This is a genomic window from Methanococcoides vulcani, from assembly GCF_900111645.1.
Lineage (GTDB): Archaea > Halobacteriota > Methanosarcinia > Methanosarcinales > Methanosarcinaceae > Methanococcoides > Methanococcoides vulcani.
The window spans coordinates 364,583-378,969 of record NZ_FOHQ01000002.1 but is presented as its reverse complement, the minus strand read 5'-3'; the positions used below and the strand labels follow the sequence as shown (position 1 = coordinate 378,969).

At 44.9% G+C, this 14,387-nt stretch carries 17 protein-coding genes; 4 read left to right on the top strand and 13 right to left on the bottom strand.

Features of this window, described 5'->3' with window-relative positions; translation table 11 throughout:
• The first annotated feature begins 10 nt into the window (after window positions 1-10).
• Window positions 11-415, top strand: a complete 405-nt coding sequence (locus BMX02_RS05145; protein ID WP_091689685.1) for a response regulator — start codon at window positions 11-13, stop codon at window positions 413-415.
• A 130-nt stretch (window positions 416-545) separates the two neighbouring features.
• Here the strand turns inward: BMX02_RS05145 and BMX02_RS05140 are convergent, their stop codons facing one another.
• The 11 genes from BMX02_RS05140 to BMX02_RS05090 all read right to left on the bottom strand — a co-directional run bounded on the left by BMX02_RS05140 (window position 546) and on the right by BMX02_RS05090 (window position 9,290).
• The gene (locus tag BMX02_RS05140) at window positions 546-695 is read right to left on the bottom strand and encodes a 30S ribosomal protein S27ae (protein WP_048193869.1); all 150 of its coding nucleotides are present in this window, start codon (window positions 693-695) and stop codon (window positions 546-548) included.
• A gap of 17 nt (window positions 696-712) precedes the next feature.
• Window positions 713-1,042 (bottom strand): 30S ribosomal protein S24e, encoded by a 330-nt coding sequence (locus tag BMX02_RS05135; protein ID WP_091689612.1) that lies wholly within the window; start codon window positions 1,040-1,042, stop codon window positions 713-715.
• Complete coding sequence (locus BMX02_RS05130) at window positions 1,032-1,613, bottom strand: GTP-dependent dephospho-CoA kinase family protein (protein WP_091689611.1); 582 nt, start codon at window positions 1,611-1,613, stop codon at window positions 1,032-1,034. Before BMX02_RS05130 ends, BMX02_RS05135 begins: the two co-directional genes overlap by 11 nt.
• A 2-nt stretch (window positions 1,614-1,615) precedes the next feature.
• On the bottom strand, window positions 1,616-1,801 hold the full coding sequence (gene spt4 / locus BMX02_RS05125; RefSeq protein ID WP_091689610.1) for a transcription elongation factor subunit Spt4: 186 nt from the start codon (window positions 1,799-1,801) through the stop codon (window positions 1,616-1,618).
• Between the two features lie 17 nt (window positions 1,802-1,818).
• On the bottom strand, window positions 1,819-2,388 hold the full coding sequence (locus BMX02_RS05120; protein WP_091689609.1) for a DNA-directed RNA polymerase: 570 nt from the start codon (window positions 2,386-2,388) through the stop codon (window positions 1,819-1,821).
• A gap of 72 nt (window positions 2,389-2,460) precedes the next feature.
• Window positions 2,461-2,826: a DNA-binding protein gene (locus BMX02_RS05115; RefSeq protein ID WP_091689608.1), complete on the bottom strand. Its 366-nt coding sequence runs from the start codon at window positions 2,824-2,826 to the stop codon at window positions 2,461-2,463.
• Complete coding sequence (locus BMX02_RS05110; protein ID WP_091689607.1) at window positions 2,823-4,049, bottom strand: translation initiation factor IF-2 subunit gamma; 1,227 nt, start codon at window positions 4,047-4,049, stop codon at window positions 2,823-2,825. Before BMX02_RS05110 ends, BMX02_RS05115 begins: the two co-directional genes overlap by 4 nt.
• A gap of 225 nt (window positions 4,050-4,274) precedes the next feature.
• Window positions 4,275-5,390: a COG1361 S-layer family protein gene (locus tag BMX02_RS05105; protein WP_091689606.1), complete on the bottom strand. Its 1,116-nt coding sequence runs from the start codon at window positions 5,388-5,390 to the stop codon at window positions 4,275-4,277.
• 48 nt (window positions 5,391-5,438) lie between these two features.
• Window positions 5,439-6,491 (bottom strand): COG1361 S-layer family protein, encoded by a 1,053-nt coding sequence (locus tag BMX02_RS05100; RefSeq protein ID WP_244624841.1) that lies wholly within the window; start codon window positions 6,489-6,491, stop codon window positions 5,439-5,441.
• A 50-nt stretch (window positions 6,492-6,541) separates the two neighbouring features.
• Window positions 6,542-8,872 carry an efflux RND transporter permease subunit gene (locus BMX02_RS05095; RefSeq protein WP_244624863.1) on the bottom strand — a complete coding sequence of 777 codons (2,331 nt, stop codon included), beginning with the start codon at window positions 8,870-8,872 and terminating at the stop codon, window positions 6,542-6,544.
• A gap of 91 nt (window positions 8,873-8,963) precedes the next feature.
• Window positions 8,964-9,290 carry a MarR family winged helix-turn-helix transcriptional regulator gene (locus BMX02_RS05090; RefSeq protein ID WP_091689603.1) on the bottom strand — a complete coding sequence of 109 codons (327 nt, stop codon included), beginning with the start codon at window positions 9,288-9,290 and terminating at the stop codon, window positions 8,964-8,966.
• An 809-nt stretch (window positions 9,291-10,099) separates the two neighbouring features.
• Here BMX02_RS05090 and BMX02_RS05085 point away from each other — a divergent pair.
• Genes BMX02_RS05085 through BMX02_RS05075 form a run of 3 tightly spaced genes read left to right on the top strand, consistent with a single transcriptional unit; the run spans window position 10,100 to window position 13,365 of the window.
• Window positions 10,100-10,900 (top strand): mechanosensitive ion channel family protein, encoded by an 801-nt coding sequence (locus tag BMX02_RS05085; protein WP_244624839.1) that lies wholly within the window; start codon window positions 10,100-10,102, stop codon window positions 10,898-10,900.
• A 28-nt stretch (window positions 10,901-10,928) separates the two neighbouring features.
• A complete protein-coding gene (locus BMX02_RS05080) occupies window positions 10,929-11,564 on the top strand; it encodes a CDGSH iron-sulfur domain-containing protein (protein ID WP_091689601.1) in 636 nt (211 codons plus the stop codon).
• Window positions 11,551-13,365, top strand: coding sequence for a thiamine pyrophosphate-dependent enzyme (locus BMX02_RS05075; RefSeq protein ID WP_091689600.1), 1,815 nt, complete (start codon window positions 11,551-11,553; stop codon window positions 13,363-13,365). Before BMX02_RS05080 ends, BMX02_RS05075 begins: the two co-directional genes overlap by 14 nt.
• Here BMX02_RS05075 and BMX02_RS05070 read toward each other — a convergent pair.
• Window positions 13,362-13,646, bottom strand: a complete 285-nt coding sequence (locus BMX02_RS05070; protein WP_091689599.1) for a DUF427 domain-containing protein — start codon at window positions 13,644-13,646, stop codon at window positions 13,362-13,364. The genes BMX02_RS05075 and BMX02_RS05070 overlap by 4 nt on opposite strands.
• Window positions 13,647-13,798: 152 nt before the next feature.
• Complete coding sequence (locus BMX02_RS05065; protein WP_091689598.1) at window positions 13,799-14,386, bottom strand: Maf family nucleotide pyrophosphatase; 588 nt, start codon at window positions 14,384-14,386, stop codon at window positions 13,799-13,801.
• Window position 14,387 lies beyond the last annotated feature (1 nt).

The window sequence follows — 14,387 nt, the reverse complement described above, 5'->3', positions numbered from 1 at the left end:
GAGGGAATCGATGACTCAAACTAAGATCCTGGTCGTAGAAGATGAAAAGATCGTTGCCTTAGGTATCAAGAAGATGCTGAAGAACATGGGATACCTTGTACCCAGCATTGCATCTACCGGAAAAGAGGCCATCAGTAAAGCAGAGATCACATTTCCGGATCTTGTGTTGATGGACATAATGCTAAAAGGGGATATGGATGGTGTCGAAGCTGCTGAACAGATACGACAGCGTTTTGATGTCCCCGTGGTCTACCTTACGGCATATTCCGATGAAAAGATACTGGACCGAGCTAAAAGGACAAAGCCTTATGGTTATATTATCAAGCCTTTCGAGGAAAACAGTCTTCATACCACCATAGAACTTGCACTCCACAATTACAGAGTGGAAAAAGGACTTGAAGAACCTGATGAATGAGAAGAGCAGTTATTAAAAAATGGTGCGTTGATACTGCACATCTAAATTAAAAATGGATGCTTTGATAATAAATATCTAAATTAAAAGAGAAACGCATCACAACACAACGTTGCGATGCATAAAATTATAATTATTTCTTGAATTCTGTGTATCCGCATTTGCCACAGGTAAGTCTGTCCTTGTGGTCTGCAAGATATACACCATCGCCACAGCGTGGGCAGAACTGCCTGAGCCTTTCGATGGAATCGCCGGTTACTTTGTAGTAGTCTTTAACTGCCATTATGATCACTCACTATCTTATGCTTCTTCAGCTGGTTCTTCGGATGCTTCGTCTTCGACAACTTCAGGTTCTGGAAGTTCGTTCCTTTTAAGGACATATTCCTTCTCTACAACCTTCATGCGATCTGCATCTTCATAGATCTTTGCGTATCCTTCAGCTGCAGATATACCGTAGCTGTTCTCGAACTTTTGGAGAATGACGAGCTCAAGTGGCACGTTCAGCATTGCAGCCAGTCTGTTCTTGACATCGAGCCTTGAAGGTGTTGCACCCTCGAATGCAGCATCGAACTTCACTTCCCTTCTGTTGAGAAGTGCGTTGTTTTTATCTTCTGTAATATTAATATCCATTTAATTTCCTCCGCACATTATTGAACTGTTCTTTATTATCTTGTTTTTCAAGAATTTTATCAAATAGATCTTTTATTTCTGCTTTTTTGGATTCTGTGACCCTTACAAGCATTACACCTTTATCCGGTTGCCCATACATGATAACCGAACCGAGAGGTGCCATCATCATCGCAGGTAAAGCCGCAAGATCCTCTTCGCCTTTTACGAATATCCGAACATTCCGATCGGACACTAATGCATCGCCTATCACAGATATCAGTTCTTCGGTGATCACACCAGCAGGATTATCGACTGAAATTTCAACAAATCCCTGATGTTTCGTACCATCGACAACCTGTGAGGAAGCCGGTGCCCTTTTCGTCCTATCGTCCACGATCAGTACATCTGGAATGATGTTTGATTCGAGCAAGTGGAAAGTAGTAACATCACCCACAGATATAAGTTTTGTGGGATTGCCGAGATCCTTTACCGAACTTCTGACGGCATCACCGCCAACACCTTCATACAGGATACCAAAAGGTTCCCGGAAAAGATGTCGAAGACTCTCCGGTAAAAAGATCTGTAAACCCAAATTTACCGCACCTTCAAAGCATACTTATCGGCAACTGTCACACCGATCATCTCTGCGATCTTAGATCGCTGAGGATCCACAATAATAACAAGTCCGCTCCAGTCAGAGCTCAAATTGCTTGAACCACAGACCGGACAGGTCTGACCTGTTACCACCCTGTGACATTCACGACATACCTGTTCTACCATTATAGATACACTCCGGTTCACTCTTTAGATTCATCGGATTTTGGCTTGCGTGCATCTTCCAGCCATTCCAGCCTTCCAAGAGCATGCTGACGCATGGTCAATCCGATCTTACTGTCCCTTGGCTCTCTTTCGTTAGTGCTTACAGCAACTATACGGGCACGCACCTTGTCGCCTTCTGAAAGGATACGATCTCCGGTCTTACTCAGAAGCCTGCCGTGCTTACCGTCATATGACATGAAGTCGTCAGTGACCTGGCTTACGTGCAAAAGACCATCCATGGCACCTATGCTAACGAAAGCACCGAACTCAACTGTCTCGACGACCAATCCTTCAATGACTTCCTGAAGCTGTGGGATGAACACAATAGCATCGAAAACAACATCGTAATAGACCGCTCCATCACCAACAAGGATATGACCTTCTCCAACTTCTTCAATATCCGTGACCGCAACAATTGCACCAAGTGTCTTATCGACCCTGCCCTCAAGTTTCTCCTTTAGTGCATCCTTTACACTGACCCCGACATCCTCACCCAAAAGGCGGGGAGCCACACGGATCGTGTCCGCAAGTTTCATCCTTTTATACATATCTCGATCTCCAATATGCCCTGCATTAATCTAAACTGCCACTATAACTATAAGTGTAATATGAAATGATGATCATGTTATATCCAAACGGTTCTTCTGGCGCAAACGCACAACGGTCACATCCACTTCCTTCAGGCGCTTGACCAAACCGACATCATTGGTCAACACTGCTGCCCCAGTATCAAGAGCGAGCTGGAGGATGACATCATCCGCACTTCCTGTCCGGTCCACAATGGTACATCTGTCAGATAATGAAAGTGCAACCTTTGCCGCTGTTCTGTTCTCACCCCTATACCTTTTGATCAGGATCTTTATCTCATTTATGATCGCCTGGGGAACAATGAGCTCATCATAACCCAGACGTTTCAGTTCTGAAAAGATATCGACCTTGAACTGAACTGGTATCATTAAACCATTTGTATCTATTATAACCTTCAAGCCTTAATGACTCCCACGCCTATAAGTCTCCAACGGGAACCAACACGCCTGCTGATAGCAACCATGGAACCAATTTCAGCACAGACCGGCCTCTTTAGCTTGGTCTCAGCAACATTTTCTCTGGCACTTGTTACAATACCCACAGTAGTAGCAGTTCCAACGTTGAGCATCAATGGTTCACTGCTCTTGATGTTACCAATTGATTCCTCATCTGAAACGCCGACCACACGCTCGAGAAGCTTCAGGTCCATAGTGAATGAATCGTGTGTAGGAGGTAATGTACCTGGTGCGCCTGCAACCTGCCCTGTGAGCGAATCGCTCTTTGTGATACTTGGGTCCAGTCCTGTACCCAATGCAAGCAATCCTCCAGGAGTTGCTTCTTCTACCTTGTCGCTACCTGCAGCGATCATGTTGATAGTAGTGAATATAGGCTCCCAGTGGATAACATTCTCGCTTTCCACCTTGCGTCCCGGACGGATCTCAAGTTCATCACCCGGATGCAAAGAACCTGCTGTAAGTGTTCCACCGATGACACCGCCTGCGATCTTATCGATAGCTTTTCCCGGCTTGTTGATGTCAAAGGATCTTGCAATAAGCATATGTGCAGGCTTGTCAAGTTTCTGCACAGGTGTTGGTATCACTTCGTTCATCGCATCGATCAGCACATCGATATTGATGTTCTGCTGTGCGGAGATAGGAACGACAGGTGCATTCTCAGCAACAGTCCCCTTAACGAACTCCTTTATCTGATGATAATGCTCGATAACCTTCTCCTTTGGAACAAGGTCGATCTTGTTCTGAACGATAACAATGTTCTCGATACCAATGATATTCAAAGCCATCAGGTGCTCTTTTGTCTGTGGCTGCGGACATTCCTCGTTCGCAGCGATCACAAGGATAGCACCATCCATGATAGCAGCACCTGAAAGCATTGTGGCCATCAATGTCTCGTGACCAGGGGAATCCACAAAAGATACGGTCCTCATATCCTCGGTCTTTTCACCACAGTGCTCACATTTCTTGGCTACAGTATAACACTGGGGTTCGGGGCAAGTTGGACATTTCCTGAAGGTAGTATCTGCATACCCTAACCTGATCGAAATACCACGCTTCAATTCTTCACTATGAGTATCGGTCCATACTCCAGATAACGCGCTTACAAGCGTCGTTTTCCCATGATCGACATGACCTACCATGCCAATATTAACACAAGGCTGACTCAATTTTTGATTTCCCTCCCTATCGGGCTAAAATAAAAGTGTAATCTAATATAATTATACGAATTCAACGTAACTACTCTGAAGTTTGTGATACCATGTCATTCCTAATATATAAGTGATTTCAACCATTATAGTATCATACCATATTAGTACTGATCTAAAAAGGTCAGGAACATCATAGAAAGAACACGAAACCTGTCAATAAAAAGAAAACGATGAGAGAAATGATCACTCATCGTTGCTGTTATTTGAAGACCTGCTGCGATAAACAAAATAAGCTCCACCAGCGATCACTATTACCAGTACTGCGCCAATAATGATGCCAGTCATGCCGGAGCCACTGTCATTTGCAGATGCAGGGAGGACTTCCGTCTTGATCTTCACCGTGTCCGAGATACGGTCATGTCCATCAGTATCCTCATACTTGATCTCACTGTTCAGTGCATAAGCCTTCGGTACTGCAAGATCATCGACCTTTAGTTTGAACACTGCAACAGTGCTCTCGCCGGAATCAAGTGTACCCAGGAATGCCTGGTCATCAGTAGTGCTGAACGGATCAGCAGCACTGATCCTCACAGTAGCATCCTTTGCAGGAAGGTCACCCACATTCTCAAAGGTAACATATAACAGACCTTCTGTGTCAGGATACAGGTCACCGGATACATTAGTTACCTCGAACCTTGCCTCATCCTTCACAAACAGATCGAAGGTAGTGTTCTGCGCACCTACATCATACCAGAGTCCGATCTCCATATTAGTAATGCCAAGATCGGTCTCATTGTCACCATTTATCTGGACATTCTTCTGGTATCCATAATAGAGATCAAGGCGCATAGGGTAGCTACCTGACTCGGCGTTCTTTGATATCTCTACATTGAACCGGACAGGCGATTCGGTCTTCTGCCCTGATACAAGAGTACCTGCTTCCTGAGGTCCGGACTTTACTTTAACAGCAGGATCAAGAGGGGTCAGAACAGCAACAATACCGATAGCCGTAGTTCTCTGGGATTCATAGGACATTTCAGTACTCTGCAACTTCTGCTCCAGCTCAGTAAGGTAGAAATCATCCTCTTCTGATCTGAAACCTGTGATCATACCCTTGTTCATAAGATCGAGGTTCAGTGTGACGGAATCACCTCGTTCGAACTCGTTATCACCTACGAGGGTCGCAGTCACATCGGGACCACCATATACAGTATAATAGTTCTCATCAAAATTGAAGAAATCAGGTAGTTCCGCATTAGCTGCCGTAAACTCCGCATGGACCGGAGCTGCAAACAGCAGCAATACTGCAAGTGAGACCATAATTGGCACAGCGTATCTGGAATCTGTCATTTTAAACATAATTAGTCCTCTTCATAGTGTTAATTCGATAATTTTTCAGCCAAAGTGTTATTTTTTGTCATCCTTCCTGCGTATCGTATTGTATCCCATGTAAGCTGCTACCAGGAGTATTCCTGCAAGTGCCAGCGTCGTGATGCTGATACGGGCTTCCCTTGACCTGAGCGGAACCTCAACAATAATGTTGTCCGAGAACTCGATCTCGCCATCCTCATCACAATACTTGATCTCACTATCAATTCCGTAATTCTTCTCCACTGCAGAGATCTCCGCAGCAAGATCGAATGATGCGGTCTTACTTTCCCCCGGTGCAATATTACCCAGGTTTACAACTGACCTGTCAGAACTCAACGGTTTCATCACAATTATCCGGGCAAACGCATCAGCCGCTTCGACCTCACCCACATTCGTGTAGGTCACATTAATGATGCCTGACTGCCCGGATGTAAGTTCACCTTCCACATCGGACACCGCGAACTTTGCAGCTGGTTCGATCACCAGCGGTATCTGAAGGGTCGTATTCCTTGTCTTGTAGAATGTGGTATGGTCAAGATCAGGTAAGCCAAGCCTCACAGTACTCCCATCGGTCATCTCGACCTGACTCTGATATTCGTAACTCACAGGCAGCAAAAGCACGTAACTCCCTGCAGGTGCATTGTCTGAGATAGTGATGGTAAAAGACATCGGATCATCTGGAAGTACTCCCGGGTATAGCTTGTCAAGTGTCTGGACACTTGTTGTCGGGTCGACCTCTATATTATCTGTGATCGAGACCATCTCAGCCTTAACCCCAAAAGCAGTCGTCCTCAAAGACTCATATTCAATTTCCTTTAAAGACTTTGCATGATCACTTTCTTTTGTACCTACATCGGCCTTAGCCTTGAATCCATACAGTACACCCCTGTTCGAAAGGACAATGCGAACCTGTGCGGTCTCACCCCTTTCAAACACAGTGTCCCCGAGAACGGAAGCATAGATATCAGGTTCACCGTAGGCATCATAATAATTGGTAGAGAACTCATAGGTCGGCTGTATGAACTCTTTTGCTCCTACAGGAGATGCAGTGACCGCAAACAAAGCCGCAGTCAGCAGAACAGCCATCATGACCGCTGAATTCACATATTTGTTTTTTTGTGTTTTTTTACAGTTCGTCATCAAAAGGCATCAGCCCCCGGATCAGTTCCATATTTTCCAGTTTCTGTCGTTGATATATCATCCTCAAATGATCCATCAAGTATTATCTTTTTTGCTTTCCTCTTTTCGCGGAAATTATCGAGCAATACCATCACAGGCGGGAAGATCACAAATGTTGCGAACAGGGCAAGCCCTACATCTATTACAGTGATCATTCCAAAACTGCTGATAATATTGAAATCGGATGCTACCAGTGCACAAAAACCAAACAGCGTTGTAAGTCCGGAAGTGATGATCGCTTTTCCGATCTTGACACCTGCTTCGGTCATTGCTTCTTCAGGAGTGGCACCTTTTTCTTTTTCCTCGAAATATCTCTCCATCATAAGTACAGCATACTCGGAACCCACACCAAGGATAAGTGCACCCAGTGTAGCTGTCATTGGTGTGTATTCCATACCCATCAGGTACATCAGTCCTCCTGACCAGCCGACAACCATGAACATTGTCACTACCGGAACAAGGGCCTTGAGAAGATCACGGTAGATCAAAAGCAATCCACCAAATACCAGCCCCAATCCCAGATATGTCATAAAGACCCTTCCTGAAGTGAGAGCTCCAATGACCTCTGTGAACACGACATTACTTCCTGTTATTGTAGCAGTCAGCCCGGGAGGTGGTGACATCCACAACATGTCATCCCTGACAACATCCGTGAGAACTTCGACCCCTTCCATACCAAGGCTTCCCATTACATCACCAATATTCAGGTTAAGCAAGAGCATATTCTCCCCATACATGAAACGGTCTTTCTGCTGGGCAGGCATCTGTTCATACAGTGATCTGATCTCATCTTCACTTTCGGGGATCACGCCACCGTTCATTGACTTAACAATAGTAGCCATGCTTTCCGCCCCGAGGATATTGTTCCGGTTATCCACTTCATGAATGCTGAACTCATCCATCCATTTCAGAGTATTAGGATCAGCAACATTGTCGGTCTTTATAATAATGTTCAGCTGGTCCTCGCCCCCTGTAATATCAGAAAGGTGTTTCAGGTCGACCAATGCCGGCAGGTCCTGCGGTACAAAGGTTTCCGTATCTGTCTGGATAGGGACCTGGGTGTCTGCCAGCAGACCACCAGCACAGACAAGAACAGCAATAGACAGGATCATGAAAGGATGTTTGATAGTGAAATGGGTTGTACGACCCAGTATCCTGTCCAGAATGTCCGGCTTAGCCTCCTTGGAGTTTGAGGATGATGTCTTTGACTTATTTTTGCCGGTCAGGGATAAATGCCCAAACCTCTCCTTGCGTATAGATTGCATGTTGTCAAGACCGTATATCACAGTCACTCCGACGAACAGGGATGCAAGGAAGCACATCACAATACCTATGAGAAGCAGTTTTGCAAAGTCCTGTATCATGGGTACGCTTGAGGTCACAAGGGAAAAGAAACCCAGTGCTGTAATTATGAGTGCGATCAGGACAGCCGGACCGGTATGTTTGATAGTATCCACCACTGCCTCTGCCGGCGTCTCGCCGCGTTCGAGTTCCTCTTCGATACGATTCTGGAACTGGATGGCATAGTCTATACCCAGCCCTATGAGTACAGGGAATGCTGCCATTGAGACCATGGTCATTGGTATCTCCAGATAGCCCATGGCACCGAAAGTGTAGATTATACCTAGCAATACAATAGCAAGGGGCATGAGTCTCCACCTGACATGGCCGAACACAAGATATAGCACAACGATCATCAGGACGACCGAAAGCCCAAGCAGTACAGCCATACTTGACATCATGGCATTGTTCATGGAAACCATGAAAGCCGGCTCACCTGTTACTACAATATTATAATCAGGAGGGAATTCCGCCAGGACAACTGATGTCTCGATCTCCCTTAATATCTCCTGTTTCTGGTCATCACTTACCGACCCTGCTATTTCAACGTAGATAAGTGTGTGAGTATTGTCCGGCATCAGTTGTTCAGGAACATAGTGGGTGATAAGGGACTCCAATTCGACCCTGTCTTCAGGAAGTGCTGCTTCACCGGTAAGACCGAAATTGGCATCTTTGACAACCGATGAAACACTTTGCACCCCTACCACACCGGGCAGTGACGATGACATGTGATCCAGTCGGTCCATTGCCTGCAGCAAAGCAGGATCACTTACCGGTCCGTCCTCCACTATTATGACAATGGCCTCTGTACCAAAGATATTCATATAGAGATGATCAAAATCCTGATACAGTTGGGAAGTCTTCTCAACAAATGTTTCTGTTCCGGATTCCATACTGATGTTCTGTGCACCCTGAACAGAGACAAGTACGAACAATAATGCCACTACTATTATAGGGATCGTATTGTTCTCAATAAAGATTCCCAGTTTTTCGAATAGGTTCTTTATGGTAATCGCTTCCTATCTTTTATTATTGACTGTATTATTCAGGAGTACATTTTTGATCGAGCAGTTCAACCGATCGATCATACATGTGGCGCTGTAATTTGAGTAGGATTAGCTGTGCTTCAATAGCCTTTTCAAGCGTTTCATCATCCAGATCGCTCATACATTTTTTAGCTACTGAAAGCATTTTAGTGATGATCTTTTTAGTGTGTTCCACACCTTTTTCAGTAATAGAGATCAACACTTTCCTGCGATCGGAAGGATCGTCTTTCCGACAGACAAAACCTTCATTTTCAAGACTGTCGATAAGGCTTGTAACACTGCTCTTTTTGAGTTCCAGGAATCTCGCAAGTGTCGAAGGCATGATCTCACTTTCTTCCTATATGAGAAGAAGGGCCTTGTTCATGGTTTTATGTGCACTGGTACAACCTTCATCTTTCAGGAAACATTCAGTCATGTTACCCTCTAATTTTCTTTTGACATGTTCAATTTCCACATGTAATTTGACGAATTGCTCAATTTTATCCAAATTGTACCTCCTGAATCCAGTACTCAACGTTGAAACTGCAACAATTAGATAATCAAATCATTTGATAAACTAATAGTTAGATTTTCTAATATTCCAATTCTTATATAAGCCTTTTGAGATTGTCAACCGGTGGGACGATAATATCGGCCGTTTGTCGATAAATATGCGCACCCGATTCAAAGTTAACTGGAAATAGATGCATAGAAAGTAACAGATACAAATTCTAAAAAAGAGCAACAGCTAACGCTTTAAACGTGAATTAAAACAACAGAGAATATGCATAAAAGAGTTGGAGGAGGAGTATCATTGGACACGCCTCCCCGTTTGGAGTCAGCCCCCTAGAAGGAGTAATATTATAAAAAGATATTTGTCAATGATTATTCACGATATTTTGTAAGCTAACAAGAAATAATGCAAATGAATGAAGAAATATGTGGAGTAAATCAGAGTTTATTATGACTTATGAATAGCATGACCCCACACATATAAACACCAAAACATAATCAATCGAACTCATCGCACCATAATCAGATGATATCCGAATCACAGAACACATCCCGGCCAGGGAATTTTACAATACCCTTATATAGCCATCAACACCAACAAATAATGGGTATTGTTTTAAAATTAAGGGAGTTGACTACATGCTGTCTCAAAATCTACCATATATGGATCTGACATATTTTGATTTGCTATCAGCCTTGGTAATACTTGTTGTAGGTATCATTATAGCAAAGATCATAGCAGGAATGTTTAAGAGTGGACTTCAAAAAACAGAACTGCCCGAACTTGTAGCAGAATTCCTGTCCAGGTTCGTTCTGGCATTGTTGTATGTTGCAGTCATACTTGCAACGGTATCAGCACTTGGTCCTGATATTAGCTCGATAGTAGTCGGGCTTTCAGCAGTCATAGGTCTGATACTTGGCTTCGGAATGCAGGATACACTGACAAATCTTGCAGCAGGCATATGGATCGCCACACTGAGACCATTCGACAAAGGGGAATTTGTATCAGTGACAGGCTACTCAGGAAGTGTAAGTGCTGTTGGTTTTATGGCAACAGAACTGCTTACACCCGATAACAAGTTAGTTACAATTCCTAACAAGGTAATTTGGGGAAGTGCCATTGAGAACGCAACAAGAATGCCTACCAGAAGAGTTGATGTTAACGTTGGCATCAGTTACGACACAAAGCTGGATCAGGCCATCCAGGTTGCTATGGACCTTATGAAGAACAACTCAATGGTCCTTGGGGACCCTGCACCTGCTGTTGTCACAACTGAACTTGCAGATTCATCTGTAAATCTCCAGCTTCGTGCATGGGCAAATACATCGGATTACTGGGGAGTCAAAGGCGATCTTACCAATGGAATTCTGAATGCATACAAAGATGCAGATATCGAGATACCATATCCACAACTGGATGTCCATATGGACAAAGAATGAATTTTCTGACATAAGGGGGAAGTAAGAAATGACAGACAACAAAACAAGCATCCAGCCATCAACGAACGGGCCATACCTTGCAAAGGAACTTAACAACCTGAAGAACTCAAAAGGAGAAACTTTTGAACCAAAGCCCATGGTAGCCCTGTGTCGCTGTGGACAGTCATCAACCAAACCTTTCTGTGACGGTACACATGTAAAGGTAGGTTTCACCGGCGAGAAGCTCGAAGGCAGGCAACCTGACAAAGTGGATGACTATGTTGGAAAAGATATTACTATCCACGACAATAGGGGAGTCTGTTCCCACAGAGGATACTGTACAGACAACCTCCCATCAGTATTCAGGATGAAACAGGAACCGTGGATCGATCCTGAAGGAGCCAGTGTGGAAGACATCATGAGAGTTATCGAGATGTGCCCATCAGGTGCCCTTAGCTACACAAAGGATGGTGTGCTACACAAGGAACTTGACAAGGAACCCGGAGTTACTATCTCAAAGGATGGACCATATGAAGTAGTAGGCGGTATCGAACTTGATGATCCTGATGGAAATACTCCTGAATCCAAGGAACATTATACTCTTTGCAGATGTGGTGCTTCAAAGAACAAGCCGTTCTGTAATGGCGAACACTGGTATGTAGAGTTCAAGGATGAGAAGAACTGATCCGAACGACTGCGAGGGCGATATGGGTAAATACAAATGTTCGGTTTGCAACTGGACATATGACGAAGAAGCAGAAGGGCAGGATTTTGACTCCCTGCCCGATACTTACACCTGCCCGGTCTGCGGAGCACCGAAATCCGCATTTGTCAAGGAAGGCGGTGCAAAGGAAGACCAGGATATAAAGACAACTGTTGCTGACAAGATCGTCGAGCAACTGGAAGCTTTTGGTGTCAGATATGTTTACGGCATACCAGGAGATTCAAATCTTCCACTTATCGATGCCATCAGAAGGAGTGAAAATATACGTTTCATTCTCACACGCCATGAGGAAACAGCTGCATTCATGGCATCAGCACATGGAAAAATGACATCCGAACTCGGAGTGTGTATTTCCATTGCCGGACCCGGTTGTACCAACCTGATAACCGGATTGATGGATGCTGCCACCGACAGGAGTTGCGTACTTGCTTTTGCAGGTCAGGTGCCGGAAGTATACCTTGGAAGCGAAGCATTCCAGGAGATCGACCAGATCGAGCTGTTCAAGCCATTCACTGAATTTGCCGAGACCATTGCCAGGGATAACCAGGCATTAAAGTTACTCACCACGGCAGTTAAGTACGCACACCGAAAACCGGGAGTTTCAGTTCTTAGCACTCCCACAGACATTCTTGCCGAAAAACTTGGTGAGAAGATATATTTGCCTGAAAAGAGAGTTTTCATGAACAAGACATCTCCAAAGGAGGAGGATGTACTAAGGGCAGCGGAACTTATCAATGGATGCAAAAAAGTGACCCTCTTTGCAGGCTGGGGTTCCCGGCACAGCAAGGAACTGCTGCTGGAGATGTCACGAAAAATTAAAGCTCCCATTGCAACCACATCAAGAGCCAAGGGTGTGATCCATGAGACCGAACGCTTCAGCGTAGGCGTCCTGGGGTCCATCGGATCAAAACATTCTGCACAGGCGATCAAGGATTCTGACCTGATAGTCATAATTGGTTCCGGTTTCAGACAGGCTAACCTCGTACCTACTGGCATAAAGATAATCCAGATCGATATCGACCCTACAAAGATAGGAAAGACCTTTGATGTGGATGTTGGCATTGTCGGCGACGCAGACCTTGTGCTTAAGGAACTATTACCTCATATAAATGAAAGGGAGGAGAACAAAGAGTTCCTGGAGAACATCGACCGGATGAAAAAGACACACAGGGAAGAATTAGAGACCGATGCCAATGACCTGTCCATACCAATAAATCCCGGCTACGTTGTGCAGGCCATCAAACGCCATGCAAACAAAGACGCCATCATCTGTGTCGATGTCGGAGACCATACATACTGGTTCTACAAGAAGTTCGTCTGTGAAGGGCAGAGGACATTCATGTCAGCAAACATCGCGAGCATGGGTTTTGCACTTCCGGCATCCCTTTCAGCAAAGCTTGACTATCCTGACAAGCAGGTCATCTGTGTGACAGGAGATGGTGGATTCGGGATGCTCATGGGCGATTTCACCACAGCTGTAAGGGAAGAGCTTGGCATCAACGTCATTGTCTTTAACGACGGCAAGCTCAAGAACATCAAGAAAGAGCAATTAAGGGACAACTATCCGGAATACGGAGTCACTTTCCCGAACCCTGACTTTGCAGGATTTGCAAGATCTGCCGGAGGGGAAGGCTACAGGATAGAAGACCCCGCACAACTGGACGATGCACTGGAAAAAGCATTCAGTTCAGAAAAAGCAGCACTTATTGACGTGGTCGTTGACCCCGACAAGACGGCTGCCAGTACAAAAAGGGTGGATTAAGAAGTTACCTCCACACCCTTCCAGAATGCAACATAACCTGTGATCTCTTTTGCAGCCGGCTTGGAATCGGGATAATTCCAGGCTGCATCTTTATTCACATCGTCGCCTACAACGATATCGTAGTAATATGCCAGACCCTTCCAGGGACAGGTCGAACGGGTATCCGATTCACGCAGGTATTCCCTGTTCACCGAATCCGGCGGGAAGTAAAGATTTCCTTCGACCTCCTTCACTGCATCACTTTCTGCAAGTATGGCCCCGTTCCATTTTGCTACTGTCATAGTATATCCACTCCTATAAAACTGGTTAAAAGAAGTTGTAAAGCATTCTTTATGTGGATTTTGGTCAGCTGGATTTATCAGTTTTTGTTTGTAGCTCTACCCTAAGATATGAAAATGGTTGAAAGATCGAGCCTATTGAATGAGAAACAAGATCATTCAAAATCAAAGACATGAACACCCATGTCATCGAGGATAGAACCCAATTTGAAAAGTGGAAGACCGACAACATTGAAGAAATCTCCCCTGATGCTTTCGACAAGTATCGCACCTTTCCCCTGAATCGCAAAAGCTCCGGCCTTATCCAGCGGTTCCCCTGACCTTACATAGGATGCGATCTCCTCCCCGGACATCTTTTTCATATTCACATCCGTGATCTCGGAAATGCTGACATCCTCCCCGGAATCAATATCCAGAACCGTCATGCCCGTGATAGCCTGCACGACCTTTCCACTGATACTATCAAGCATTTTCCTTGCTTTCTCAGGAGAGTGTGGCTTTCCAAGAACCTTATCATCACATAGAACAATGGTATCAGCCGAGATGATGATACCTGAATCGAACTTCCCGGCAACATCCCGTGCCTTGGAAAGGGAATGGTGTACAACCAGTTCGGTTGCATCCATCCCGGCCTGAGGAGATTCATCGTATGAGCTCACACAAACCTCGAAATTGTCCCCGATAAGCTGCTTTAGCAACTCCTTTCTTCGAGGAGATGCTGATGCAAGAACTATCCTCCGCATG

What these genes read in the sequence shown, in the direction of transcription:
- BMX02_RS05085 (WP_244624839.1), top strand. Translation starts at nt 10,100, where the DNA reads ATGCTGTCTCAAAATCTACCATATATGGATCTGACATATTTTGATTTG.
- BMX02_RS05075 (WP_091689600.1), top strand. Translation starts at nt 11,551, where the DNA reads ATGAGAAGAACTGATCCGAACGACTGCGAGGGCGATATGGGTAAATAC.
- BMX02_RS05105 (WP_091689606.1), bottom strand. Translation starts at nt 5,390, where the DNA reads ATGTTTAAAATGACAGATTCCAGATACGCTGTGCCAATTATGGTCTCA.
- BMX02_RS05120 (WP_091689609.1), bottom strand. Translation starts at nt 2,388, where the DNA reads ATGTATAAAAGGATGAAACTTGCGGACACGATCCGTGTGGCTCCCCGC.
- BMX02_RS05090 (WP_091689603.1), bottom strand. Translation starts at nt 9,290, where the DNA reads ATGCCTTCGACACTTGCGAGATTCCTGGAACTCAAAAAGAGCAGTGTT.
- spt4 (WP_091689610.1), bottom strand. Translation starts at nt 1,801, where the DNA reads ATGGTAGAACAGGTATGTCGTGAATGTCACAGGGTGGTAACAGGTCAG.
- BMX02_RS05145 (WP_091689685.1), top strand. Translation starts at nt 11, where the DNA reads ATGACTCAAACTAAGATCCTGGTCGTAGAAGATGAAAAGATCGTTGCC.
- BMX02_RS05100 (WP_244624841.1), bottom strand. Translation starts at nt 6,491, where the DNA reads ATGATGGCTGTTCTGCTGACTGCGGCTTTGTTTGCGGTCACTGCATCT.
- BMX02_RS05140 (WP_048193869.1), bottom strand. Translation starts at nt 695, where the DNA reads ATGGCAGTTAAAGACTACTACAAAGTAACCGGCGATTCCATCGAAAGG.
- BMX02_RS05065 (WP_091689598.1), bottom strand. Translation starts at nt 14,386, where the DNA reads ATGCGGAGGATAGTTCTTGCATCAGCATCTCCTCGAAGAAAGGAGTTG.
- BMX02_RS05070 (WP_091689599.1), bottom strand. Translation starts at nt 13,646, where the DNA reads ATGACAGTAGCAAAATGGAACGGGGCCATACTTGCAGAAAGTGATGCA.
- BMX02_RS05135 (WP_091689612.1), bottom strand. Translation starts at nt 1,042, where the DNA reads ATGGATATTAATATTACAGAAGATAAAAACAACGCACTTCTCAACAGA.
- BMX02_RS05080 (WP_091689601.1), top strand. Translation starts at nt 10,929, where the DNA reads ATGACAGACAACAAAACAAGCATCCAGCCATCAACGAACGGGCCATAC.